At 67.9% G+C, this 24,933-nt stretch carries 24 protein-coding genes; 11 read left to right on the top strand and 13 right to left on the bottom strand.

Annotation, left to right across the window (positions count from 1 at the left end; translation table 11 throughout):
- The first annotated feature begins 205 nt into the window (after window positions 1-205).
- On the top strand, window positions 206-721 hold the full coding sequence (locus C5B85_RS14525) for a GyrI-like domain-containing protein (protein WP_104286723.1): 516 nt from the start codon (window positions 206-208) through the stop codon (window positions 719-721).
- Between the two features lie 365 nt (window positions 722-1,086).
- On the opposite strand, the gene galK is transcribed toward C5B85_RS14525, so the two are convergent.
- Together galK and galT are read right to left on the bottom strand one after the other, a co-directional pair.
- Window positions 1,087-2,250, bottom strand: coding sequence for a galactokinase (galK, locus tag C5B85_RS14520; protein WP_374953101.1), 1,164 nt, complete (start codon window positions 2,248-2,250; stop codon window positions 1,087-1,089).
- Window positions 2,247-3,377: a galactose-1-phosphate uridylyltransferase gene (gene galT / locus C5B85_RS14515; RefSeq protein ID WP_258070817.1), complete on the bottom strand. Its 1,131-nt coding sequence runs from the start codon at window positions 3,375-3,377 to the stop codon at window positions 2,247-2,249. The genes galK and galT overlap by 4 nt, the downstream gene beginning before the upstream one ends.
- A 71-nt stretch (window positions 3,378-3,448) precedes the next feature.
- Here galT and C5B85_RS14510 point away from each other — a divergent pair, with 71 nt between their 5' ends.
- From C5B85_RS14510 to C5B85_RS14490, 5 genes are all read left to right on the top strand, one after another.
- On the top strand, window positions 3,449-4,252 hold the full coding sequence (locus tag C5B85_RS14510) for a DeoR/GlpR family DNA-binding transcription regulator (RefSeq protein ID WP_258070816.1): 804 nt from the start codon (window positions 3,449-3,451) through the stop codon (window positions 4,250-4,252).
- Window positions 4,253-4,499: 247 nt separating this feature from the next.
- Window positions 4,500-6,869 carry a phosphoribosylformylglycinamidine synthase subunit PurL gene (gene purL, locus C5B85_RS14505; RefSeq protein WP_104286722.1) on the top strand — a complete coding sequence of 790 codons (2,370 nt, stop codon included), beginning with the start codon at window positions 4,500-4,502 and terminating at the stop codon, window positions 6,867-6,869.
- A 24-nt stretch (window positions 6,870-6,893) separates the two neighbouring features.
- Window positions 6,894-8,162: a cell division protein ZapE gene (zapE, locus tag C5B85_RS14500; RefSeq protein ID WP_104286721.1), complete on the top strand. Its 1,269-nt coding sequence runs from the start codon at window positions 6,894-6,896 to the stop codon at window positions 8,160-8,162.
- Between the two features lie 153 nt (window positions 8,163-8,315).
- Window positions 8,316-9,881 carry a sodium-dependent transporter gene (locus C5B85_RS14495; RefSeq protein ID WP_104286720.1) on the top strand — a complete coding sequence of 522 codons (1,566 nt, stop codon included), beginning with the start codon at window positions 8,316-8,318 and terminating at the stop codon, window positions 9,879-9,881.
- Window positions 9,878-10,045, top strand: a complete 168-nt coding sequence (locus C5B85_RS14490; RefSeq protein ID WP_104286719.1) for a methionine/alanine import family NSS transporter small subunit — start codon at window positions 9,878-9,880, stop codon at window positions 10,043-10,045. Before C5B85_RS14495 ends, C5B85_RS14490 begins: the two co-directional genes overlap by 4 nt.
- An 88-nt stretch (window positions 10,046-10,133) precedes the next feature.
- Here C5B85_RS14490 and C5B85_RS14485 read toward each other — a convergent pair whose 3' ends face one another.
- From C5B85_RS14485 to C5B85_RS14475, 3 genes are all read right to left on the bottom strand, one after another.
- Complete coding sequence (locus C5B85_RS14485) at window positions 10,134-10,487, bottom strand: VOC family protein (RefSeq protein ID WP_104286718.1); 354 nt, start codon at window positions 10,485-10,487, stop codon at window positions 10,134-10,136.
- Between the two features lie 114 nt (window positions 10,488-10,601).
- The gene (locus C5B85_RS14480; protein WP_104286717.1) at window positions 10,602-11,438 is read right to left on the bottom strand and encodes a MerR family transcriptional regulator; all 837 of its coding nucleotides are present in this window, start codon (window positions 11,436-11,438) and stop codon (window positions 10,602-10,604) included.
- A gap of 190 nt (window positions 11,439-11,628) precedes the next feature.
- A complete protein-coding gene (locus C5B85_RS14475) occupies window positions 11,629-12,405 on the bottom strand; it encodes a 1-acyl-sn-glycerol-3-phosphate acyltransferase (protein ID WP_104286716.1) in 777 nt (258 codons plus the stop codon).
- A 198-nt stretch (window positions 12,406-12,603) separates the two neighbouring features.
- Here C5B85_RS14475 and C5B85_RS14470 point away from each other — a divergent pair, with 198 nt between their 5' ends.
- From C5B85_RS14470 to C5B85_RS14460, 3 genes are all read left to right on the top strand, one after another.
- Window positions 12,604-13,320, top strand: a complete 717-nt coding sequence (locus tag C5B85_RS14470) for a triose-phosphate isomerase (RefSeq protein ID WP_104286715.1) — start codon at window positions 12,604-12,606, stop codon at window positions 13,318-13,320.
- 38 nt (window positions 13,321-13,358) lie between these two features.
- The gene (locus C5B85_RS14465) at window positions 13,359-14,207 is read left to right on the top strand and encodes a class II fructose-bisphosphate aldolase (protein WP_104286714.1); all 849 of its coding nucleotides are present in this window, start codon (window positions 13,359-13,361) and stop codon (window positions 14,205-14,207) included.
- A gap of 92 nt (window positions 14,208-14,299) precedes the next feature.
- The gene (locus C5B85_RS14460) at window positions 14,300-14,830 is read left to right on the top strand and encodes a YjbQ family protein (RefSeq protein ID WP_104286713.1); all 531 of its coding nucleotides are present in this window, start codon (window positions 14,300-14,302) and stop codon (window positions 14,828-14,830) included.
- 295 nt (window positions 14,831-15,125) lie between these two features.
- Here the strand turns inward: C5B85_RS14460 and C5B85_RS14455 are convergent, their stop codons facing one another.
- The 6 genes from C5B85_RS14455 to C5B85_RS14430 form a co-directional block, all read right to left on the bottom strand.
- Window positions 15,126-16,079, bottom strand: coding sequence for a sugar-binding transcriptional regulator (locus C5B85_RS14455; RefSeq protein ID WP_104286712.1), 954 nt, complete (start codon window positions 16,077-16,079; stop codon window positions 15,126-15,128).
- A gap of 210 nt (window positions 16,080-16,289) precedes the next feature.
- A complete protein-coding gene (locus C5B85_RS14450) occupies window positions 16,290-17,591 on the bottom strand; it encodes an NAD(P)H-dependent oxidoreductase (protein ID WP_104286711.1) in 1,302 nt (433 codons plus the stop codon).
- 30 nt (window positions 17,592-17,621) lie between these two features.
- Entirely contained in the window at window positions 17,622-18,107 is a 486-nt protein-coding gene (locus C5B85_RS14445) for a transcriptional regulator GutM (protein ID WP_104286710.1), read from the bottom strand.
- A 3-nt stretch (window positions 18,108-18,110) separates the two neighbouring features.
- On the bottom strand, window positions 18,111-18,485 hold the full coding sequence (locus C5B85_RS14440) for a PTS glucitol/sorbitol transporter subunit IIA (RefSeq protein WP_104286709.1): 375 nt from the start codon (window positions 18,483-18,485) through the stop codon (window positions 18,111-18,113).
- 74 nt (window positions 18,486-18,559) lie between these two features.
- The gene (locus tag C5B85_RS14435) at window positions 18,560-19,639 is read right to left on the bottom strand and encodes a PTS glucitol/sorbitol transporter subunit IIB (protein ID WP_104286708.1); all 1,080 of its coding nucleotides are present in this window, start codon (window positions 19,637-19,639) and stop codon (window positions 18,560-18,562) included.
- Entirely contained in the window at window positions 19,636-20,238 is a 603-nt protein-coding gene (locus tag C5B85_RS14430) for a PTS glucitol/sorbitol transporter subunit IIC (RefSeq protein ID WP_104286707.1), read from the bottom strand. Before C5B85_RS14430 ends, C5B85_RS14435 begins: the two co-directional genes overlap by 4 nt.
- A gap of 275 nt (window positions 20,239-20,513) precedes the next feature.
- Here C5B85_RS14430 and C5B85_RS14425 point away from each other — a divergent pair, with 275 nt between their 5' ends.
- Together C5B85_RS14425 and C5B85_RS14420 are read left to right on the top strand one after the other, a co-directional pair.
- Window positions 20,514-21,398 carry an aldo/keto reductase gene (locus tag C5B85_RS14425; RefSeq protein WP_104286706.1) on the top strand — a complete coding sequence of 295 codons (885 nt, stop codon included), beginning with the start codon at window positions 20,514-20,516 and terminating at the stop codon, window positions 21,396-21,398.
- A 350-nt stretch (window positions 21,399-21,748) separates the two neighbouring features.
- Window positions 21,749-22,633 carry a helix-turn-helix transcriptional regulator gene (locus C5B85_RS14420; protein WP_104286705.1) on the top strand — a complete coding sequence of 295 codons (885 nt, stop codon included), beginning with the start codon at window positions 21,749-21,751 and terminating at the stop codon, window positions 22,631-22,633.
- Between the two features lie 355 nt (window positions 22,634-22,988).
- Here the strand turns inward: C5B85_RS14420 and C5B85_RS14415 are convergent, their stop codons facing one another.
- Together C5B85_RS14415 and C5B85_RS14410 are read right to left on the bottom strand one after the other, a co-directional pair.
- A complete protein-coding gene (locus C5B85_RS14415; protein WP_104286704.1) occupies window positions 22,989-23,399 on the bottom strand; it encodes a cupin domain-containing protein in 411 nt (136 codons plus the stop codon).
- A gap of 46 nt (window positions 23,400-23,445) precedes the next feature.
- Complete coding sequence (locus tag C5B85_RS14410) at window positions 23,446-24,507, bottom strand: zinc-binding dehydrogenase (RefSeq protein WP_181064452.1); 1,062 nt, start codon at window positions 24,505-24,507, stop codon at window positions 23,446-23,448.
- Window positions 24,508-24,933 lie beyond the last annotated feature (426 nt).

The raw sequence follows: 24,933 nt of genomic DNA, 5'->3' as shown, positions 1-24,933 counted from the left end.
GGTTCCGGTGGCGCATCCACCCGACCGTCATCTGCGCCGGCGCGCCACCTGCGGAATCGTAGCGCCTCACGGTGGTGCCGGGTGACTCCAGACATTGTGCAGAGAATGCCGGGAAGACCCCGAAACTGCGGCCGGCGCACGACTGCTTGCCCTAGGTTGGCGTCAAGCATCTGCCCCGCTCGAACGGGGCGTCGAGGAGGACACCATGCCAGAGACACTGCCGTTGCCAGAATCGCCCCGCCAGGGCGTGGAGCGCTTCGAGTTGACCGCCGTTCCGCTGGCCGTCGCCCGGTACGACAACGTCACGATGGGCGACCTGCGCACGCTCTTCGACACGACGTTCCAGGCACTTGGCGCCGCGATCGGGGCCGGCAAGGTGCAGCCTGCAGGTCCCGCCCTCGCCGTTTACCACGGCGACCCAGCCCAGACGTTCGACGTCGAGATCGGCTTCCCGGTTGTCGAGCCCATTCGAGAGAAGACGCTCGTCGGGGACATCACGATCCAGAACTCAACGCTGCCGGTCGGTCCTGCTGCCGGCGCCTCGCACCTCGGCTCGTTCGACGGCCTCGGCGAATCGTGGGGGCGCCTCATGCAGGATGTCCTGGACTCCGGCGACGGCCCAGGCTCGATGGTGGAGATCTACGTCACCGAACCGAGCCCCGAGATGAACCCCGACGACCTGCGCACCGACCTCATCGTGTCGCTCGCCCCGCGCGGGTAGCGGCGCAGCAGGTCCGCAAACCTGGGCCCCGCGCATCCGTTCGGCGACGAGCGGATGCGCGGGCCCCACGTCTGTGCAGGGCCCCAAGTTTGCGGAGGGCCCTACGTCTGCGGAGGAGAGGCCGGCGCGCGAACTTACCTGGGCCTCGCGCATCCGTTTGGCTGCGAGCGGATGCGCAAGCCCCAGGTCTATGCCGGGAAGCGCGGTCCGCGCGCAGACCTATGGAAGGCGCATCCTCGGCGCAAGCAGCAGTGCACAACCCCAACATCTGCGCCGGAGATGCGAGCGCCCGGCCGGCGGAGCAAGCGCCAGCGCCGCGCCCGGCCGGCGAGAAACCGCCGGGCGCAGCACACACCCAGGGCCCCCTAGACGCGGGCGGCGCCTTGGGAGGGGAGCACCTCGAACGTTGCGGGCTCCGTGAAGCCCGCCGACGCGAAGGCCTCGTGGATGCTCTGCGAGATGGATGCGAGATCATCGCGTTCCACGAGCGCGATCGCCGCTCCCCCGAAACCGCCGCCCGTCATGCGCGAGCCGATGGCCCCTGCAGCGACGGCCGTCGATACAGCGAGGTCAAGCTCGGGCACGGAGATCTCGAAATCGTCGCGCATCGATGCGTGCGACTCGGCGAGCAGCGGGCCGATGCTGCGCGGGCCGCTGTCGCGCAGCGCATCCACGACGGCGAGAACTCTGGCGTTCTCGGTCACGATGTGACGCACGCGGCGGAAGGTCTCCTCGTCCAGGACCTGCTCGGCCCGCGCCAGGTCGTCGACGCTCACGGCGCGCAGCGACGAGACGCCGAGGCCAGCAGCTCCCCGCTCGCAGGACGCGCGCCGGTCGGCGTAGCCGCCGTTGGCGTGAGCGTGCTCGACGCGTGTGTCGACGACAAGCACCGCAAGCCCCTGCGCCTCGAACGAGAGCGGCACGATCGTAGACTCGAGCGAACGGCAGTCAAGCAGCACACCGGAATCACGCTGACCGAGGAGCACCGCCGACTGGTCCATGATGCCCGTCGGGGCGCCAACAGCCTCGTTCTCGGCGAGGCGGCCGATGCGCGCGAGCGTCCGCCGGTCGAGCCCAAGCTGCCACAGCTCGTCGATCGCGACTGCCACGGCACCCTCGAGGGCAGCGGATGAGGACAGCCCAGCCCCGAGGGGCACGTCCGACTCGACGTGCAGGTCGAGCCCGCGGACCTCGCTGAGTTCCGCGCCGAACTGCCCGGCGGCCCACAGAACACCAAGTGCGTACGCGGACCAGCCGCCAAGCGCATCCGGCGCCAGGTCGTCGATCGAGATCTCCTCGACGCCATCGCGAAGGCCGCTCGAGACGCGGACGAGCCGGTCGTCGCGCAGCCTCGCGGCAACCACCGTGTGCCGGTCGATGGCGAACGGGAACACGAAGCCCTCGTTGTAGTCGGTGTGCTCGCCGATGAGGTTCACGCGACCCGGCGACGACCAGAGGCCGTCTGCTGCGCCGCCGTGGATGCGCGCGAACGCATCCGTCGCCACCGTCGCCAGCTCTGGCCGGGTCACGCTGCGTCCACCTTCGCGAGCGCCGCGCGCAGGAGGCCCGCCGTGGCTTCGGGCGGGACGTCGCCAATGAAAGCACCCATCGCCGACTCGGATCCCGCGAGGAACTTGAGCTTGTCCTCGGCGCGCCGAGGTGACGTGATCTGCAGCATGAGCCTGATGTCATCCCGATGTGAGTTGACGGGCGCCTGATGCCAGGCCGCGATGTAGGGGGTCGGGGTGTTGTAGATCGCGTCGATCGCGCGCAGCACGCGGCGGTACTCGCGGGCGATCTCGTCGCGCTCCTCCGGCGTCGTCTCGGCGAGGTCTGCGACGTGACGGTGCGGCAGCATGTGCACCTCGAGCGGCCACCTCGCGGCGAACGGCACGAAGAACGTGACGTGCTCGCCGCGGATCAGCACGCGATCGGAGGCCTGCTCGTAGTCAAGGATGTCCTGGAACAACGTGGGCCCGTACTTCTCGACCGAGCGGATGAGGGCTGCCGTGCGGGGCGTGATGTACGGGTACGAGTAGATCTGACCGTGCGGGTGGTGCAGGGTGACGCCGATGTCTTTGCCGCGGTTCTCGAAGGGGAACACCTGCTGCACGCCGGGCAGCTGCGAGAGCGCGGCCGTGCGGTCAGCCCACGCCTCGACGACGGTGCGGGCGCGCGAGAGCGAGAGCGACGCGAACGACCCCTCGGATTCGGGGCTGAAGCAGACGACCTCGCACCGGCCGATCGACGGCTTCGTACGGCCGAGGCCAACGGATGCAAGCTCCTCGAGCTGCGCAGCCGCGTTGAAGTCGGCGTCGGCGAGCGTCGGGCCGAACGATGGCGACTTGTTCTCGAAGACCGCGACGTCGTAGTTACTCGGCACCTCGGTGAGGTTCGCGGGGCTCGAGGGCGCCAGCGGGTCGAGGTGTTTGGGCGGGAGCATGACGCGGTTCTGGCGGGCGGCCGCGATGGAGATCCACTCACCGGTGAGCGGGTCCTGACGCATCTCGGCGACGGGGGGCCTGTCGGCGGGGATGCGACTGTCGAGGGCGCGCTCCGGGTCGAGCGTCGTGTCGGCGTCGTCGAAGTAGATGAGCTCGCGGCCGTCGGAGAGCAGCGTCTCGCGCTTGACGATGTTGTTCGTGAGGGATTGCACGCTCCGATTACGCCACTTTCGTTTTCGAAAGTCAAGCTTCGATTCTCTTGCGAAGGCGTAAGCTGTGCATTGTGGTGAACAACGACTCGACCCCAGACCGCCCAGCAGAGGCACGGAGAGCCGACGTGGTCGAGCTCGTCAAACGTACCGGCTTCGCGAGGGTCGCGGATTTGAGCCGCGAGCTCGGAGTGTCGGAGGTCACGGTGCGGTCAGACCTCACGGCGCTCGAGCGCGAGGGAATCCTCGGCCGAGTCCACGGCGGGGCGATCTACGGGCACGGGCCGGTCGGCCTGGAGACGTCGTTCGAGACGGCACAGCAGAGCGCCGCCGCCGAGAAGCGGCGCATCGGCATCGCCGCCGCCGCGCTCGTGACAAGCGGCTCGAGCGTGCTCCTCGACGTCGGGACGACCACGACTGCAGTCGCCGAAGCACTGCTCGCTCGCGACGACCTCGATGACGTCGTGATCATCACCAACGGACTCTCGATCGCGCTCGCGCTCGAATCGGCCATTCCCCGCTTCACCGTCGTCGTGACCGGAGGCACCCTCCGCCCGCTCCAGCACTCGCTTGTCGCGCCCTACGCGTCCGCGATGCTCGAGCGCATCCACACCGACCTCGCGATCATCGGCTGCACCGGTGTGCAGGTCGGCGCAGGTGTCACGAACGTGAACCTGCCGGAGTCCGAGCTGAAGCGGGCCATGCTGGGCACCGCCGACCGCTCTGTGGTCGTCGCCGACGCCAGCAAGCTCGGCCGCGCCCACGTCGGCGTCATCGGCGGGCTCAGCGAGTTCGAGAGCCTCATCACCGGAACGGAGGCAGACCCTGCTGAGGTCGCGGCACTTCGGGCGGCCGGCTGCGACGTGCGCCTGGTCTAGAAGCACCCCGCTGGGCTCGACCGCGCCAGCTGCCCCGCGCTCGATGCGCGCCGGCTACCCCGCGCGTGTCCAACATCAGTGCAAAATCTGCGGCATCTGACGCCGAGACGCCAGATACGGCCGAAATCGCACTGAAGTCGGTCAGGCGACTCCTCCTCGGACGCGGGCGCCCGCGAACGCCGTAGACTCGTCCGGTGCGGACACGCCCCGACTTCTCCGCATCGCGCCGCCAGAAGGAGCCTCGCCAGTGAGCAGCCAGACCATTCACGTCCCGGACACCGTCGACAACGCGAAGGCGACTCCCGAGAAGGAGCAGCCGTACGGCGCCCTCGGGCTGAAGCCTGACGAGTACGACAAGATCCGCGAGATCCTCGGCCGCCGCCCCACCTCGGGCGAGCTGGCCATGTACTCGGTCATGTGGTCGGAGCACTGCTCCTACAAGTCCTCGAAGAACTACCTGCGCCAGTTCGGCCAGAAGGTCTCTGACGAGATGAAGAAGAACCTCATGGTCGGCATGGGCGAGAACGCGGGCGTCATCGACGCCGGCGAGGGCTGGGCTGTGACCTTCAAGGTCGAGTCGCACAACCACCCCTCCTACATCGAGCCGTTCCAGGGCGCCGCGACCGGTGTCGGCGGCATCGTCCGCGACATCATCTCGATGGGCGCCCGCCCGGTTGCCGTCATGGATGCGCTCCGCTTCGGCGCCATCGACGAGGCCGACACCGCGCGGGTCGTGCACGGCGTCACGAGCGGCATCTCCTTCTACGGCAACTGCCTCGGCCTGCCGAACATCGGCGGCGAAACCTGGTTTGACAGCGTCTACCAGGCGAACCCGCTCGTCAACGCCCTCGCGGTCGGCGTGCTCCGCCACGAGGACCTGCACCTCGCGAACGCGCGCGGCGCCGGCAACAAGGTGGTGCTCTTCGGCGCCCACACGGGTGGCGACGGCATCGGCGGCGCCTCCATCCTCGCCTCGGACTCGTTCGACGAGAAGGGCCCCACGAAGCGTCCAGCAGTCCAGGTCGGCGACCCGTTCGCCGAGAAGGTGCTCATCGAGTGCTGCCTCGAGCTGTTCCGCGAGAAGGTCGTCGAGGGCATCCAGGACCTGGGCGCCGCCGGAATCTCCTGCGCGACGAGCGAGCTCGCAGCTGCCGGCGACGGCGGCATGTACATCGAGCTCGACAAGGTGCTGCTGCGCGACCCGAACCTGACGGCTGAGGAGATCCTCATGTCGGAGAGCCAGGAGCGCATGATGGCGGTCGTCGCTCCCGACAAGCTCGACGCGTTCATGGCGATCGTCGACAAGTGGGACGTCGAGACGAGCGTGCTCGGCGAGGTCACCGACACGGGCCGCCTCGTCATCAACTGGCGCGGTGTCGAGATCGTGAACGTCGACCCGCGCACCGTCGCGATCGACGGCCCCGTCTACGACCGCCCAGTCGCCTACCCGACGTGGATCGACGCACTCCAAGCCGACTCCGCATCCGCGCTCCCCCGCCCCCAGTCGGGCGAAGAGCTCCGCGAGCAGGTGCTCGCCCTCATCTCGTCGGCGAACCTCGCCAACCCCGAGTGGATCACGCAGCAGTACGACCGCTACGTGCTCGGCAACACCGCCTTCGGCACGCCGGAAGACGCCGGCATGGTGCGCATCGATGAGGAGTCCGGGCTCGGCTTTGCCATCAGCCTCGATGCCAACGGCCGCTACGCGCAGCTCGACCCGTCCGCGGGTGCGAAGCTCGCCCTCGCCGAGGCGTACCGCAACGTCGCAGCCACCGGCGCACGCCCGGCCGCCGTCTCCGACTGCCTCAACTTCGGCAGCCCCGAGAACCCCGAGGTCATGTGGCAGTTCGCGCAGGCCGTCGAGGGCCTCGCCGACGCCTGCCTCGAGCTCGGCATTCCCGTCACGGGCGGCAATGTGTCGTTCTACAACCAGACCGGCGACGTGCCCATCCACCCGACGCCCGTCGTCGCGGTGCTCGGCCTCATCGACGACGTGGCCCGCCGCGTCCCGTCCGGCTGGCAGGAGGAGGGCGACAACCTCTACCTCCTCGGCACGACCCTCGAAGAGCTCTCCGGTTCCATCTGGGCCGACGTGGTCCACGGGCACCTCGGCGGTCTGCCGCCGCAGGTCAACCTCGAGCGCGAGAAGGCGCTAGCCGACCTCGTCATCGGCGCCGGCCAGCAGGGCCTCCTCACCTCGGCGCACGACCTCTCCGAGGGTGGCCTCGCGGCGGCGATCGTCGAGTCTTCGACCCGCTTCGGCGTCGGCGCGCGCATCGTGCTCGACGGTCTCATGCAGAAGGAGGGGGTGGATGCGGCTACCGCGCTCTTCAGCGAGTCGGCCGGGCGCATCCTCGTCTCCGTTCCCCACGACGATGACGTGCGCTTCCAGGCCATGTGCGAAGCGCGCGACTTCCCCGTCACGCGCGTCGGCGTGAGCGACGGCACGGGTGCCGACGCGAAGCTCGAAGTCCAGGGCCTCTTCGAGTTCACGCTCGCCGAGCTCTCGGAGGCGCGCGGCGCGACCCTGCCGAAGCGCTTCGGCGACGTCGTCGGACCGAACTCGGCACCGATCTCGGCGGCCACCTCGGCTGCGATCTCAACCGCGATCTCCTAAGGATCGCCGCTCTTGAGTCTTGGGATGGGTTCCTCGCTTCGGGATGGGTTGCAACCCATCCCGAAGCGAGGAACCCATCCCGAAACTGTTGGCGCGGGTGCGAGCGAGGCTGCGGCCGAGGTCTTCGCGAGCATCGTCTCGTCAGCCGCGTCCGCCGGCTTCGCCCTCGACGACGGTCAGCGGATGGTCGCCCTGCGTCTCGCAGCCCTCGGCGCGCACATCGTCGGGCACGAGGCGGTCTCTGGTGAGCGCCGGGCTCTGAGCCCGGATGCGGGCGACATTTCCGGCGTTTCGGAATCAACGCAGCTCGGTGCCGTCGAGGCAGAAGATGCCGACGCATCCACTGCCGGGTCGGCGACCCCGCGAGGCCTCTATCTGTGGGGTCCGGCGGGCCGCGGCAAGTCGTGGCTACTGGATGCGTTCTACGACGCGGTCCCGATCGAGCGGAAACTGCGCGTCCACTTCCACTCGTTCTTCAACGAGCTGCACTCCCGTATCTTCGCGAACCGCGGCTCTGACACCGTGTTCGAGAATGCAGTACGGGAGCTCATCGGCGACGCTCGCCTGCTGCTGTTCGACGAGTTCCATGTGCACGACCCCGGCCACGCGACGCTGCTCACCGGCCTGCTGCGGTTCGCGCTCGAGCACGGCATCACGGTCGTCGCGACCTCGAACTACCCGCCGCACGGCCTCCTCCCGAGCCCCGTCTACCACCACATCTTCGAGCCCGGCATCGAGCTCATCGAGCGTGAGCTCGACGTCGTCGAGCTGCCCGGCGAGGTCGACTACCGCCGTTCGCGCGTTGACGCTGTCGAGCGTCGCGGATTTGCGACCGGGTCCTGGATTCACGTACCGAGCGCCGCATCCGCCGCCGCTGGCCACGCAGACGGAGATTCCGCTGCCGAGTCGGACCTCGCGTTCGCTGACAACTGCCCGTCACCAGCTGAGTCGACGACGCTCGAGCTCGGCGGCCGCACCTTCGAGGTGACCGCCGTGCGCGGCCGCGAGTTGTGGGCAACGTTCGCGGAGCTGTTCATCGTGAAGACGTCGTCGCTCGAGTACCTGCAGTGGGCGCGCGACTTCGACACGTGGCACGTGCTGGAAGTGCCGCTGCTCGCATCCGTCGGCCGTGACCCGCAGCAGCGTTTCGCCAACGCCGTCGACGTGCTCGTCGACTACGACATCGAGGCGCACTTCCACGCCGACGCATCGTTCGACGAGTTCGTGGGCGCAGCCGCCGGCCGTGCCGACGCGTTCCGCATGGTCAGCCGCCTGCACCTCCTGCAGCACTGACGACCGAGATTCGGGAAGGGTCGCGCGGCGCACGCGAATCACGATTCAGTCCTGAGCATGCGAAGTGGCTGTCGAGTTCACTAGGCTCGTCGAGCAAGCAGAGCGCTTGTCGTCGCAGGCGCACCCGCTCACGACGCTCTTGGGGGATTCTCAATGACGACATCCACAACAACCGAGGTCAAGCCTCGCGAGCAATGGACCGGCCAGACCGGGTTCATCCTCGCGGCCATCGGCTCCGCCGTCGGCCTCGGAAACATCTGGCGCTTCCCTGGCGTCGCGTATGAGAACGGCGGGGGCGCGTTCCTCATCCCATACCTTGTCGCGCTCATCACGGCGGGCATTCCGATCCTCTTCCTCGACTACGCGATCGGGCACCGGATGCGCGGGGCCGCACCGACCGCCTTCCGTCGCGTCGCGAAGTGGATGGAGAGCCTCGGCTGGTTCCAGGTGTTCATCTGCTTCGTGATCGGCCTGTACTACACGGCGATCATCGCGTGGGCGCTGAGCTTCTTCGTGCTGTCGTTCAACCTCGGCTGGGGTGACGACCCGGCAGCATTCTTCATCAGTGACTTCCTGCAGGTCTCCGACCCTGGCATCTCCATGCAGTTTGTGCCTTCGGTCCTCATCCCGCTCGTTGCCGTGTGGGCCATCACGATCTTCGTGTTGGCTGCGGGCATCGCGAAGGGTGTGGAGCGCACGAACTTCATCTTCCTGCCGCTGCTGCTCGTGTCGTTCCTCATCCTCGTGGTCCGGGCACTCTTCCTGGAGGGCGCCGCCGACGGCCTCAACGCGCTCTTCACACCTGACTGGGTCGCGCTGGGCGACCCGAGCGTCTGGATCGCGGCGTACAGCCAGATCTTCTTCTCGCTATCCATCGCCTACGGCATCATGGTCACCTACTCCTCGTACCGGAACCGACGATCGAACATGACCTCGCCCGGTCTTGTTGTCGCCTTCTCCAACTCGTCGTTCGAGATCCTCGCCGGTATCGGAGTCTTCGCGACGCTCGGCTTCATGGCGCACCAGCAGAACGTCGCAGTGAGCGAGCTCGAGGGGCTGACCGGCCCGATCCTGTCGTTCGTGACGTTCCCGGCGATCATCTCGGAGATGCCCGGTGGGCAGATCTTCGGGGCGCTGTTCTTCGGCTCGCTCGTGATGGCGGGGTTCACATCCCTGCTGTCGATCCTTCAAGTCGTGTCGTCGGCGTTCCAGGACAAGTTCGGCTGGACTCCACGCAAGGCCGCGATCATCCTGGGCAGCGTCAGCGCCGTCATCTCGATCCTGGTGTTCTCGACCACGACTGGGCTCATCGCCCTCGACACTGTCGACATGTGGACCAACAACATCGGCATCATCGCGTCCGCCGTCGCGACGTGCATCGGCGTCATCTGGGTTGCTCGCCGTGGCGAGGAGATGCGCCTGCATCTCAACTCGGTTTCGACGTTCCAGCTCGGCAAGTGGTGGCTTGTGCTCACGGGAATCCTCGCGCCGGTTGTCCTCACCTACATGCTCATTGAGCAGATCAGGTCCCTCATCGTCGACGGCTACGAGGGCTACCCCCTCTGGTACATCGGTGTCTTCGGCTGGGGCGCGGTCCTCATCATGCTGGTGGCGAGCGCCGTCATGACGCTCATCCGCTGGCGCACGAGCCCCGACAATTTCACCGCCTGGCCATCAGCGGCTGAGCTGCGCAAGAACGAGAAGGAGGCGGTCCGATGACCCCGGAAGCCATCACGATGCTCATCGTCGCGATCGGGATCGTGTGGGGTGGATGCGCGGCATCCGTCATCGCGCTCCGTCGCCACCCGGAACGCGCCGACTATCCGGCTGGCGGCTACGACGATGGCAGGGCCGAGCAGGCACCGGTCATCCACGACACCTGATCCGTCCGACCTCGGTCGTTCTCAGCAGAGGCGAACCCCGCCCGCGATTCGTTCGCGGGCGGGGTTCTCGCTTGTGCGATCGCGCTGCTCAGTCCTGCGATTTGCGCTGCCAGACGCCGAATCGGTTGCCAAGCGGGTCGCGCAGGTGCGCGAACTTGATGGTGCCGTTGTCGACCAGCGGGATCACGGTCTCGGCACCGTTCGCGGCGGCCTGCTCGAGCTTCGCCTCGATGTTCTCGACCTCGACGTAGAAGACCGCCCAGCTGCCACCGCCGACGGTGTTCGAGTCCCAGAGCCCGCCGCCGTTGCCCGCGCCGTCGACCATCCCGTAGCCGCCGGGCTCGAGCGAGCCGAACGTCCAGCCGAAGGTATCGCCGTAGAAGGCCTTCGCAGCTTCAGGGTTGGTGGTGCCGATCTCGAAGTAGTTCATGTTGTCCGACATGGTCGTTGTCCTCTCGTTCAGATGCGCCGCAGCGCCCCTGCGTTGCGGCGCCGGCCTCGTGCGCCGGTGATCCGATCGTGAGGTCTCACACAGTGTGAGAGTCAAGTGCCGATCTCAGGCCGCGATCGGCACGTTCACCTCGGTGACCCAGTTGTCGGGGTTCGGGTCGCGGCCGGGGCCGTGCACGTAGACGTTGAAGATCGGCCCGACTCTCGTGCGGTGCTGATCGGCGACCCAGGCCCCCGCGGTGGCAGTCGCTTCGTTGATCGTCTCGAAGCCGCCGCGGTGCGTGACGGTGGCGACGCGCTGCTCAGGCAGCTGGACGACCTCGTATCCGTCGGGCACAGATGCACCGCGGTACTCGCGCCAGATCGCCATCTCCACGTCGGAATCGCGATACTCGTCGTCGAAGTAGGTGGCACCGCCGACGTCGCCGAAGACCGCCGGGTCTCGCGAGGTGAGCTCGGCGACCGGCCCGCGGAAGTTGACCCAGAGCGGCCCCTCGGACGGGTAGTCGGCGACGGTGCGCCGCAGGTAGAGCACGCGCAGCGCGGGGAACGTGCGCTCAACGACATCGAGCCGTCGTGTTCGCGCCTCGAGCTCGCCAAGCAGGTTCACCGCGAGCACCTGCTGCTCGGCCACCCGTCGTGCCTCTGCCTTCAGCTCGTCGAGGTGCGACTGCAGGCGAACCCGCAGCACGTCAGGCGAGTCGAAGAGCGGCAGGAGTTCAGCGATCGCCGGGATGCCGCAGCCCGCGTCGCGGAGCATCCGCACCCGCCCAGCGTCCTGCAGTTGCGCGGGTGCGTAGCGTCGGTATCCGCTGAACTCGTCGACCTCGGCCGGTGCCAGCACTCCTCGATCCGCGTAGTGCCGCAGCATGCGCACGCTCAGCCCCGAGTAGCGCGAGAACTCGCCGATGCTCATCAGGGTTCCGGGAAGCTCACGGTTCATGCGCCAAGTGTGGCACCGGGTTCCGTCTGCCGCCGATCTCTGTCCAACATCGGTGCGATTTCTGGCCCTCAGCCCGGTTTTGGCGCCGGAAGCGCCGATTCTGCACTCATGTTGGACACGGATCGCGGGTAACCGCCCCGCACCGCCCCACCACCGCGACCGCCGAAGCGTCCCAACGCCTACACGCGTCTTACTTCCGGGCGGCCTGCGCGGCCCGGGCCGCTTCGCGCCGGCGGTCGCGCGCGGCGTCGGCGGCCGCGGCTTCCTCGGGCGTGGGGGCGGTGCCGCCGAGGACGCGCGGCTGCCACCACTTGCCGGTGCCGTCTTCGGGGTAGCTGGACTGCAGTTCGCCGAGCAGCGCCTCCATTGTCGTCTTGAGCTTCGCCGTGGCGACGGCCGGGTCTTCACCGGCAGTGACGTGGATGGGCGCACCGAACGAGAAGTGCACGGGAACACCGAGGCGCTCCTTCATGCTGATCTTGCGATTCTTGGTGAGCAGCCGGTGCCCGCCCCACACGGCGACGGGGATGATGGGCACCTCGGCCTGGGCGGCGAGGCGCACCGCCCCGGTCTTGAAGTCGCGGATCGTGAACGATGCGCTGACGCCCGCCTCAGGGAACACTCCGATGAGCTCGCCGTCACGCAACGCGGTCGCGGCCGCTGCGAACGCGTCGGCGCCGGCCTTCATGTTGACGGGGATGTGTCGCATGCTGCGCATGAGGCGGCCGACGACGGGCTTGTCGAAGACACTCTGCTTTGCCATGAAGCGGATGCGCCGACGGTTGTGCATCCAGGTCGCGCATTCGACGAGCGCGAACTCGAGGTACCCGAAGTGGGTCATCGCTATGACGGCACCGCCGGTGTCGGGGATGTGGTGCGCGCCGCGGACCGTCTGGCGAACGCGGAGGGCGGCGAACACCGTGCGCCCGACCCCGATCGCAAATGAGTAGACGGGTTCGCGAGTCATGTGGCTCCCTGGTCCAAGTGTGAGGTGCCAGCTTATTCGCGGTGCCTGGGACGAAATCGGTACGGGCGGCGTTGTCCGTGGGGCTCCAGCGTCCGAAGCCTTGCCAGTTTCTGCCCGTGGATGCGATACTAACCTCATTGCACGTTCGTACAATCTATAGTGCAACTTTGTGCATACATCCGCTAGGAGCAACTGACAATGGCTGTCCCCATCCCTGTACGGAGCCCGTTTCTCATCGTCAACCCGAAGGCCTACCTGACGGGCAGCGAACTCATGAAGCTGGCCCACCTCACCGACGAACTCGCCGGAGAGTTCGACATCGACGTCGTCTTCACGGCGCAGCACATCGACCTGCGGTCCGTGGTCGCCGAGACGACCAACCTCTGCGTCACCGCCCAGCATGTCGACCCGATCGTGCCGGGCCGCGGCATGGGGCACATCCTCGCCGAAGGCCTCGCGGAGGCCGGCGTCAAGGCCGTCGTGCTCAACCACGCTGAGCACCCCCTCACCTTGGCCGACCTCGACCGCGCGATGCGCCGTTGCGAAGAGGTCGGTCTTGCAACCATCGTCTGCGCCGACTCCGACCTGCAGTGCCGGGCCGTCGCCGACCTCGACCCGTCCGGCATGATCTGCGAGCCGACCGCCAACATCGGCACGGGCCAGATGGATGCGGGCGACTACATCGAGCGCACGACCCAGATCGTGAAGAACGTCGACCCGTCGATCCTCGTCGTGCAGGCTGCCGGCGTGAGCCGCGGCGCGGACATCACGCGCGTCCTGCAGCAGGGCGCCGACTGCTCGGGCGGCACAAGCGGCATCATCAAGCACCCCGACTGGCGCGAGATCCTCACCGAGATGTTCCAGGCGCTCGCCGACCATCGCGACGCGCAGGCGTCCACCTCCCCCACCAACTGACCCGCTCCTCACCAGGGCACCAGAGAGAAGATCCACGCATGCTCATCGGACTCGACGAAGCGCTCCGCTACGCACAGAAGCACAACATCGCCATCGCGGCAGTCAACACCCCGTACTTCGAGGGGCTCCTCGGCACGATCGCGGCCGCCGAGCAAGCCGGCGTTCCCGTCATCCTGCAGCACGCGCAGGTGCACGAGAGCACGCTCTCGATCGACGACATCGGGCCGGCGATGCTCGCCCTCGCGACGCGCAGCGAGGCGCCGTTTGTGCTGCACGTCGACCACGGCGAGGACATCGACTACATCGCCCGCGGCCTCGACATCGGCTTCAACTCAGTCATGATCGACGGGTCGACGCTGCCGTACGAGGAGAACGTCGCTCGCACGACCGAGGTCGTGAAGCTCGCGAAGGAGCGTGGAGTTGGCGTCGAGGGAGAGCTCGGCGTCATGACTGGCAACGAGAACGGTGACCCCAGCCAGGGCGTCGCCGACGAGACGCTCTACACCGAGCCGGCCCAGGCGAAGGAGTTCGTCGAGCGCACGGGCGTGACCGCGCTCGCCGCGTCGTTCGGCACCGTGCATGGCATGTACCACCAGGAGCCGAAGCTCAACTACGAGCTCATCGAGCAGCTGCGCGACGCGACTGGTGTGCCCATCGTCATGCACGGCGGTTCCGGCCTCAGCCTCGACGAGTACCACAGCTCGATCACGCGCGGCGTCCGCAAAATCAACTACTACACGTACGCGGCGAAGGCGGCACTGGATGCTGCACTCCGGGCCGCAGACCAGCCCAACACGATCCTGTTCCCCAAGGTCGCGAAGGCCGTGTCGGCGCAGGTCGAGAGCGATGTCGCCGAGTTCATCCAGGCGCTGCGACCGGGCGCCTGAGCCGCGGTCGCGGCATCCACTCACCCACCGCATCCACTGACACCCGCGCGTTCGTCGACGCACGCGCATCCACGACTCGAAGAGGAACCCCGATGACCGTCACCCAGACCACCCTCCAGCTGCAGTCGCACGGCGGGACGCCCAGCTACATCGACGTCACCGCCGAGGTGAAGGACGCGATCGCGGCGAGCGGCATCACGTCCGGCACCGTGACCGTCATCTCGCCCCACACGACGTGCGCTGTCTTCTTCGAGGAGTTCGTGCACGACCGTCTCGAGGACGGCACCGAGTTTTTGCAGGCCGACCTCGACGACGTGCTGAACCGCATCGCCCCGAACCAGACGGCCGTGCCACCGGAGGGCGAGTACCGCTACCCGGGGCCCGAGCACTACGCGGACGTCGAGTCGTGGCCTGACGCCGAGGTGTACCTGCCCGGCGGCGACAAGACGGCGCTGCTCAACGCGGAGGCCCACATCAAGGCGACGATCCTCGGCTCGAGCGAGGTGTTCGCCGTCATCGACGGCAAGCTGGGCGTCGGCGTGACCGGCTACATCTACTTCGTCGATTTCGACCGCACACGCGCCCGCTCGCGCAAATGCCAGGTCGTCGTCATGGGCGAGTAGGTCCCCCGGCTTCCTCGCTCCTGAACGCCGCCAACGCCGTCGGCGCGCGACGCCGCCGGTCCATCACGCCCTGATTCCCCCATCAGCGGCGCGGTCGATCGGCGGCGTTCGTGTGTCCGGGCTGCGATATGCGGGCACGAGCGGGCGGATGGATGCGCAGAGCGAGAGGATGCGGTCGGCAGGATGCGAACACGTCCCGAGCAACCCGAACTTCGACAAGTGTGGGCGAGAAGCATCGCCCCGCAACCGAGAGCCTGCTTCTGGCTGACTCTTCGGCGCCAGATGAGGGCTCTGCCTACACGAGCTCCACGAGCGCGCGGGCGAGGTCCTCGTCGAGGATGACACCGTCGAGCGCTCCCGTGCGCAGTGAGCCTGCGACGCCTGGCGCCTTCTCGGCGCCGGCAGCGAAGCCGACGACCTCGGGGATGTCGGCGAGCTGCTCGAGCGTAATGCCGATGACGCGCTCCGAGACGGGCGAGCCGAGCGCGCGACCGGACGCGTCGAAGAAGCGGCCGCAGATGTCGCCGACCGGTTCCTGCGCGTCGAGCTCGGCGCGCTCGGCGTCGCTGAGGCGCATGGCGGAGACGATGTGCCGCGACGCGTGGAGACCGTACGAGCCGATGCCGACAAACGCGAGCTGCACATCCGTCGCGCGTTTGATGGCCGACGAGATCGACGACTCGCGGGTGAGGGCGGCCCAGGTCTGCGGCGACTCGACGACGGCCGGCGACTCGAAGCGGAACGCCTTCGCTCCCGACTTCTGCGACAGCCGCTCGAGGGCGGTGTTCCCGGCGGGGCCCGAGTCGAACGGCATACCCCCGACCAATGGGCACAGGGTGAGCGCGCGGCCGGTCGACTCGAGGTGGATCTGCTCGACAAACGCGTCGATCGACTTGCCCCAGCTGAGACCGACCGAACCGACCGACGGCACCTGCTCCGCGAAGTAGTCGGCGGCGGCACCCGCCACGACGTCGAGCGGATGCCGACCGGGGAGGGCGGCAACGACAACGGCCGAACCGACGCCGAACGCATCCACGATCTGCTGCTCGAGCTCGCCCACACGGCCGACGACGTTCGGGTCGTGGATGCGGATCTCGACGATCCCCTGGTCGCGGGCGGCCGAGAGAATGCGCGACACGCTCGCCCGTGAGACGCCGAGGGCGTTCGCGACGTCGCTCTGCGAGAGGCCGTCGAGGTAGTAGAGGCGCGCCGCCCGGACGAGCGTCTCGGCGTTGCGAGGTGCTGGCATCCCGTCTGCTCCTTCGTCGTGGTGCGGCGGCGGCTGTTGCGTGCCCGCGGGGCCCGGACGACCGCGGCTCCCGAGCCGCGCATCCGCACCGCTGGGGAGCCGTTCCGGCGCCGCGCACGAGGCGCGGCGCCGGCGGTCCGGTTCACATGATCCTACCGAGCGGCCGCCGCCCGGCAGGCCGCAAGGGCCTCAGGTCCCGCCCGAGGTTCCCTAGACGCCGATGACTCCGGCGGCCACAAGCGAGTCCTGCAGGCGACGCATGGCGATGAGCGGGCGCGTCTCGTCGAGCTCGACGTCGTCGTAGGAGACGATCTCGCCGGCCTTGATGTCGCGCTTCAGGATGCCGCCAGAGATGAGGCCGATCGGGATGGAGTTGTTGGCGCGAGCCTCATCGGCGTCGACGGCCCAGCCGTGCACGTGGTGCCCGCCCATGCCCTCGAGCTTCGTGCCGGCAGTGAGGTCGAACTTCGCCTTCGAGGCGACCTCGGTGCGCCACGTGATGGTCTGGAAGTCGGCGCGGCGTTCGAGCACGGCCTCGCTGATCGAGAGGATCGCCTCGACGGATGCGAGGTGGTACGGGCGGTAGAGCGCGTAGTACGGGCCCTTGCCGAGCTTCAGGTAGTCGAGCTCGTGCGTGACGACGTCGTCTTCGGACTTCACGACGACGAACACACCTGGCGCGACGTCGCCCTCGACGGTGTACTCGACGGCCGGGGTCGAGGTGAGGACGCCGCCGTCCTCGACGGGGATGAGCGTCGTCGCGAGGGTCGCGATATCGGCGGCGGGGCCGTGCATGCCCGGCTTGTTGACGGGGAAGCCCGTGGCGTTCGACAGCGACGCCATCTCGATCTGCGTCTTGGTGCCGTCGGTGAACTCGCACAGGATGCGCGGGTTCATGTTCTTCGCCTTCGCCTCTTCCATGACGTCTTCCGGCACGTCCGTGGGGCGGTTGGGGTTGTTCTTGCCCTTGCCTGCTGCGACGACGGTGAGGCCGAGGTCGGTGGCGTGCTCGACGAGCTTGAGCGCTTCGACGGGCTCGTCACCGCGGCAGATCGTGTAGACCTGCTCGCCGGCGTTGGCGATGCTCGCGAGGAACAGCCCGACGGTCACGTCGGCCTCGACGGTCATGAGGGCCACGTCCTTCTTGCCGAGGAGCGACGCGTAGGCGACCTGCGCGGCGATCTCAGTGACGCCGGAGACCTCGAGGACGACGTCGACGGGGAGCTTCGGGATGAGGAGTCCGTCGTTGATGACAACGGGGCGGCGGGCTTCGATGTGCTCGGCGACGACGGCGAGGTCGTTCTCGACCTGCACGTCGGTGCGGCCGGCGCGAGTGTACGCATCCACGCCGCGCTCGACGGCGATGTCGGCGACGACGGCGACTTCCATACCCTTCGCGCGTTCGATCTGGGCGATGAGGCCTGAGCCCATCTGACCGGCACCCACGACGCCGACGCGGATGGGACGGCCAAGCTCTGCTTCGCGCTGGATGAGGCGCTGCGTGTAGTTCATGTGCGTTCCTTTTTGCTTGGTTCGTGGGGGCTAGTTGCTGACGCGGGAGAGGCCGGCGAATTGCTTCGGGGCCGCGCCCTTGATGGCGGTCGGCTGACCGCGCTTGGCCTTGCCCTTCGCGGGCGGCAGCGTGACCTGTGCGCGCACCTGGTGGGGCAGCATGCTGATCGCCTGGCGCACGGCGGTTCCGAGGTGCTTGTGGCGGGCCGCCGCACGGTCGAAGACCGTCTTGAGCGGCCCTTCGAGGTCGGGGGCCGGCTTCAGACGGCCGAAGACACTGAAGCCGACAAGTGCTCGAGCCTCGACGACCTCGAGGGTCGTGGGGTCGACGAGCAGCACGGCGATCGCGCCGCGGAAGGCGCCCTTGCCTCGTCCGCTCACCAGGTTGAGGTTCTTGCCCGCGTTGGCCTTCGCGATCTCGTTGACCTGTCGCATGTACGCGCGCATCTGCACAACCGTCATGAACATGCTCAGGACAAGCGCGAGCACCAGGACGGCGGGGAATCTCCAGTCCATGGTCTAGACCTCGTTCCGGCGCACGCTGACGAATGCGCCCTCGGTGGGGGTGGAGAGGGATCCGGTCGCCTGGATGGCGCCGGGAAGGAGCGCGGTGTCTTCCGCGTTCAGGTAGAGCACGACGTGTCCGAGCTCCTGCAGGTTCGGGTTGGCGAGGTCACCGACCGCTGTGACGGTGACCGCCTCGTCGCCGATCACGAATTCGTCCCCTGCCTGCACCGGCACGAACTCACCGGAGTGGCCCTTGTGCACGAGGCTGACCTCGGCGAGCGCGTCCGGCACGGGTTCGCCGAAGAGGATGTAAACGCCGCCCTCGAACATGTCGTTCGCGTCGGGTCCGATGCGGGCGATTTCTGACTGCCAGATGGTCGTGGACACGTTGTGGTCCCTTTCATGGTTCAAGAGTTCAGTGGATGCGCGGGCGGGCCGGGTCTCGGCCCGCCCGGCGCCACCTAGACGAGGAGGAAGGAGGCGAAGTAGGCGAGCACGACCGCGAGGGGCGACGTGATCTGCCTGGAGAAGAGCACTGCGGGGACACCGACCGCAACCGTCTCCGGCTCAGCCTCACCGAGGGAGAGACCGACGGGGATGAAGTCACAGCCGACCTGGCCGTTGACCGCGAAGAGCGTCGGCAGCGCGTACTGCACCGGCAGCGCGCCGGCCGCGATCTGCGTGCCCATCAAGACACCGACGACCTGGGCGATCGCGGCACCTGGGCCGAGGATCGGCGACAGGAACGGGAGGCCCGTGATGACGCCGAGCAGGATCAGGCCAATCGGGTTCGACGCGAGCGGCGACACCGCGTTGGCGATGAAGTCCGAAGCGCCCGTGTACGTGACGACTCCGATGAGGAGCGAGACATACGCCATGAACGGCAGGATCGTGTTGAGCGTCAGCTTGATCGCCTGGCGGCCCGAGGAGAGCAGCGTGTTGATGAAGTAGCCGATCGCGTTGCCGAACTTCACGACGAAGCCCGTGAATCCGCTTCCCTGTGCTGCGACCCTGGCGCGTGCATCCGCCTTGGCCTTCGCGGCGATCTCTTCCGGGCTCTGCGCCGGAGCAGCTGCCGCGGCGGGTGCGCCAGCCGCTGCGGTTGCCTCTGCGTCGAGCGCAACCACGTCGCGGGGCGCGACGTCGGAGACGAAGATGTCCTCCGTGATGAACTGGGCGAGCGGGCCGCCCGGTTCACCTGGGTACACATCCACAGTCGGGATGCGCTTCTTCGGGTAGACGCCGATGCGCGCCGTGCCGCCGCAGTTGATGACGGCGCAGAGCACGTTCGCGTCCGGAACGTTGTTCTTGAAGCCGTCGACTGCCTCGGCGCCCGTGAGCTCCGCGATCTTCTGTGCGACGGGGTGGATGCCGCCTCCGGTCACCGAGAGGACGATGTTCTTCTCGGCGTTCGGGACGAGGGTCAGGCCGTCGCCCCAGCCGCCGCGACCGCGGTTGACTTTGACGCCCTTGTAGTCGGCCGTGCCTGCGCTGGAGTTCTCGGCAGCGCTGGCGTTCGTGTTCTCAGCGTCTGTGCTCACAGGACACCACCTTCGGTCTTGGAGCCCTGGAGGTGGCCCTCGGCATACATCTCGTCGAAACGGGCGAAGGTCGCCTCGTGGCCGCCGCGCTTGATGAGGACCTTCGTGATCCACTGCGTGGTGATGCCGCGGATGAAGATGACGACGATGCCGACCATGAAATAGAGGGCGGCGAGCGTCGCGTACTTGTCGGGCGCGATGGCGAGGACGCCAGCGGAGATGCCGGTCCAGACGAACAGCTCACCCGCGTTGGCGTGCGGGAGGAAGGCCGTGACCGGGTGCACGAACGACACCGCAGAGTCGTAGAAGGCCGGCTTGTAGCGTTCGGGGAGGAAGCGACCGAACGTGTACGCCATGGGGTTCGTCAGCATGATGACGGCGATGATCGGCATCACCGTGTAGCGCGTGATCGCGTACTTGCCTGCCCAGCGGACAGCGCGGGTGACGCGCTCCTCGCCGATCCACGTGGTCACGGCGTACATTGCCGTGAGCAGCACGAGGAGCAGAGGGAGGATGCCCGTGATGAGACCCATGAGGCTCTCGGCGGAGGCGTTGAAGAGGCCGATGAAGTTCTCGGCGATCCAGGTGATTACTTCCATGCCGGCTGCCCTCCCGACGTGGTCGTCGAGCTCTGCTCGACGGTGCTGGCCGCGGGGGCGGCGAGCGGCGACTTAAACCGCATGTTCTGACTCCTTTGTCGGGGTGTGCACGAAGTTGCAAATAGATCTGATCGTTTGTGCACCTGCCGAAAGTGTAGGCACGAGCGCCCCCGTGCGCAAGAGGCGATCTGCGGGCATCCGAAACAGCTTCGATTCGTCTGACGGGTCCTGACAGGGCCTGTCTCCGATCAGCCGCGCGACGTAGCGTCTTCACCATGAGCACCACGAACCTGACCCTGAGCAACGGCGTCGAACTTCCCGCCATCGGCTTCGGCGTCTTCCAGTCCTCCCCGGAGGAGACGGCAGCCGCAGTCGCCGAGGCGCTGCGCGTTGGCTACCGGCACATCGACACGGCCGCCGCCTACGGGAACGAGCGGGAAGTCGGACAGGCGATCGCCGCATCCGGTCTCCCCCGCGACGAGATCTTCATCGAGACCAAGATCTGGATCAGCGACTACGGCTACGACGAAACGCTCCACGGCTTCGAGAAGTCGGCCGCCAAGCTGGGCGTCGAGCAGATCGACCTCCTCATCCTCCACCAGCCGCTCCCCACCGCCTGGGAGAAAACGATCGGCGCCTACCGGGCCCTCGAACGCCTCCTTGCCGACGGCAAGGTGCGGGCAATCGGCGTGAGTAACTTCATGCCAGACCACCTCGCCTCCCTGCTGGAGGCGACCGACGTCGTGCCCGCCGTGAACCAGATCGAGCTGCACCCCTACTTCCAGCAGAAGGAACTCCAGGCAGCGGATGCGCGCCACGGCATCCTCGACCAGGCCTGGTCACCCATCGGCGGCATCACCTTCTACCGCGAAGGCGACGGCGGCAGCACCCTTGAGGATGCGACGATCGGCGCCATCGCCGAGGCGCACGGCAAGAGCCCGGCCCAGGTCATGCTGCGCTGGCACGTGCAGGAGGGCCGCTCGGTGATCCCTAAGTCAGTCAAGCCGCACCGCATCGCCGAGAACTTCGACATCTTCGACTTCGAGCTCACCGCTCACGAGGTTGCCCAGATCGACGCGCTCGACAAGGCAGTGCGCCGCGGCCCCGAGCCCGAGTCGCTGACCCTTGAGGCGTACGGCATGCCCATCCCGGAGGCCTGATCCGCGCAGGGCCGGCTCAGGCCGAGCTGCAGCTCCGCTCTTGTCCAACTTCAGTGCAGAATCGGCCCTTCCCGCCGCTTTCAGCGAGTTTCGGCCGGACTCTGCACTGATGTTGGACAGCCCGCCAGCCGCGGCCCAGGTCGGACCCGCACCACTGAGCGCGCGGTGCCACCGTCCCGCTGCAAATTTCGGTGACTATTGGCTGGTTCGCGCGAGAATTCGCACACTTCCGCGCGAAGAGTCACCGAAGTTCTCCGCGCTGCGAAAGACCACCGGGCGGAGGGCGCGGCGTTCTGGGCAGGTACTCGCGGGGCCTCCCTCGCTCGGCTCTGCGGGCGTAGCTTGGACGCATGAACGATGTGCGCGAACAGGTGAAGGAGTTCCTCAGCTCCCGCCGGGCGAAAATCACCCCGGAGCAGGCTGGCCTGCCGGCGTACGGCGGGAATCGCCGCGTCGCGGGGCTGCGGCGCGAGGAAGTCGCGATGCTCGCGGGAGTCTCCGTCGACTACTACGTGCGGCTCGAGCGCGGCAACCTGTCCGGCGCCTCGGAGAGCGTGCTCGACGCGATCGCTTCGACGTTGCAGCTCGACGAGGCCGAGCGCGAGCACCTCTTCAACCTCGCCAGAGCGAGCGCACCGTCGCGCCGCGCGTCGAAGAAGCAGCGCGGCGGCGAGCTGCGTCCCGCCGTCCGCCAGATGCTCGACGCGTTCTCCGAGGCTCCCGCGTGGGTGCGCAACGACCGGCACGACGTGCTCGCCGCCAACCGTCTGGGTCGCGCGCTCTACTCCCCCGTCTTCGACGACCCGCGCCGCCCCGTGAACACGACGAGGTACATCTACCTGAACCCGGCCGCCCGCGACTTCTGGCCGGATTTCGACCGCATCGCCGCCGACGCCGCATCCATGTTGCGGATGGAGGCGGGCCGCAACCCGCACGACCCAAAGCTGCACCAGCTCATCGGTGAGCTGTCGACGCAGAGCGAGCTCTTCCGCGAGATGTGGGCGGCGAAAGACGTGAAGTTCCATCGCAGCGGCGTGAAGCGCCTGAACCACCCGGTTGTCGGCCTGCTCGAGCTGAACTTCGAGTCGCTGCCGCTGCCGAGCGAGCCCGGGCTGACGATGAACGTTTACACGGCCGCGGAGGGCAGCCCGAGCGCTGACGCTTTACGGATGCTCGCGTCCTGGGCGGCAACGGAGTTCCCGGCACAGACACAGGCAGCCTTCCAACAGCACTAGGCGCGAGCCAGCTGGCAGCTGCCAGCTGCCAGCAGTCCCCGCTCGAACGCGAAGAGTGAGCCAGAAGCATCCACCCACACGGGTTCTGGATGCGTCTGGCTCACTCGTTCGGTGCGGAGACCACGAGGCCGCGGCTGGGCCGGCAGGCAAGCGCGGCCTGCGCCCGGGCCACCCCCGCTGACTCACCCCGCCACTAGGGAGTGTCTGACAGTGGATCGCCGCAGCGAGCACGGTCTGGTCGTGCGAGATGCAAGGCGGAGAACGAAGCCAAATGCGGAGCATTGCCCGAGTTCTCCAACGCAGCAGATCGCGCGATCAGGACGAGCGGAGGAGGCAAGACAGTGTCAGACACGACCTAACCCTGCGGATACTCCTCCGGCTTCAGCAGCTCGCCCCAGACAGTCTCGGGCTCGTCGGAGTCAGCGCCGGGCCCCTCCCACAGCGCGAGGTGGCACATGAAGTTGTCCGCGGATGCGCCGTGCCAGTGCCACTCGCCGGCCGGCGTGTAGACGGTGTCACCCGGGCGCAACTCGAGGAGCTCTTCGCCGCGCGACTGCACGTAGCCGTACCCCTCGGTGACGTGCAGCGTCTGGCCGACCGCGTGGCGGTGCCAGGCGGTGTGCGCTCCAGGTGTGAAGCGCACCAGGTTGAGGCGGGTGCGCGACGGCTCAGTCCCCGCGTAGTAGGCGTTGAAGTAGACGTCGCCGGTGAACCACTCGGCTGGCCCCTTGTTGGTCGGGCTCTTCGGTTGGAGTTCTGTGCTCATGAGGAGGTTCCTTTCTCGGGTTGTAGCGCGCACGGCTGCGGGGCGACTACATCTGGACGAGCACCTTGAGCGCTTCGCGTGCATCCATGGCTGCGTAGCCGGCCGGCACCTCGTCGATGCCGATCGTGCGGTCGAAGACGCGACCCGGGTTGATGTCACCGTTCAGGACCTGCTGGATTGCGGGTTCCATGTACGCGCGCACGGGGGCCGGGCCGCCGGTGAGGGTGACGTTCTTCCCGAAGAGCGAGCCGAAGCCGATGGGCGCTTCCTCGTACTGGGGCACGCCGACGCGCGAGATGACGCCACCGGGGCGGACGACGCCGTAGGCCTGCTCGTAGGCGGGCATGTGGCCGACGGCCTCGAGCACGACGTGGCTGCCTTCGCCGTTCGTGAGGTCCATGACCTGCGCGATGCCGTCGTCGCCGCGCTCGGCGACAACGTCGGTCGCGCCGAACTCGATGCCGAGGTCGGTGCGCGAGGTGTGCCGCCCCATGAGGATGATGCGCTCGGCGCCGAGCTGCTTGGCGGCGAGCACGGCGGAGAGTCCGACGGCGCCGTCGCCGATCACGGTGACGGTCTTGCCCGCCTCGACGCGCCCCATGTGGGCTGCGTGGTAGCCGGTGAGGTACACGTCGGAGAGGGTGAGCAAGCTCGCGGCGAGCTCAGCGCTCTCCCCACGGCCAAGGGCGGCCGCGTCGACGCCGGGTACGACAACGAGGCTGCCGTCGGCCTGCGGGATGCGCGCGAGCTCGGCCTGCAGACCGCCGACCTCCGGGCTGCCGTAGAAGCCGCCGTGGATGCACGAGGTCTGGAATCCCTCACGGCAGAACACGCACGTGTTGTCCTGGAACGCGAAGGGGGCGATGACGAAGTCGCCGACTTTGAGTGTCGTGACGGCCGCACCGATCTCCTCGACGATGCCGATGAGCTCGTGCCCCATCGGGGAGCCCTGCTCGCTGGCCTGCATCGAGTGATACGGATGCAGGTCCGAGCCGCAGATGCAGGCCTGCGTGACGCGGACGATCGCGTCGGTCGGCTGCTGGATGGTCGGGTCCGCGACGGTCTCGACTCGGACGTCGCCTGCTGCGTACATGAACGTTGCCTTCATGGGTGCCTCTCGTTGCGCTTCCGGGAACGGCAGCGGGACGCGCCCCTACTCCGAGAGCGCCGGCCGTCGCCGTTCCTCCATTGGATCGCTTCCAGCCTGCGCCCGGGAGGGTCGGGTGTGCCAGGTACTGGCATGCCCTGCCTGAGGCGGGCCAGGACGAAGCGCGGACTTGTGACGTGGACTCGAAGCGCCGACTCGTGGCGTGGACTCGTGGCGTGGACTCGTGGCGTGGACTCGTGGCAGTGCGTCGCGCGTGACCAACTTCAGTGCAGAATCGGGCCATCTGACGCCTTATCGCGGCTCGGGGCCCGTTTTTGCACTGATCTTGGACAGACAGCGCGTCACGTCGACGGGCGAGGCGGCCGCGGGCGGTGCCGCGGCGGGCCGGGACAGGCCAGGCCAGGCCAGGACAGGCCGGGACAGGCC

It is taken from the genome of Pseudoclavibacter sp. AY1F1, assembly GCF_002931075.1.
In the GTDB taxonomy this organism is placed as follows: Bacteria; Actinomycetota; Actinomycetes; order Actinomycetales; family Microbacteriaceae; genus Pseudoclavibacter.
This window is presented reverse-complemented; position numbering and strand designations above follow the sequence as displayed.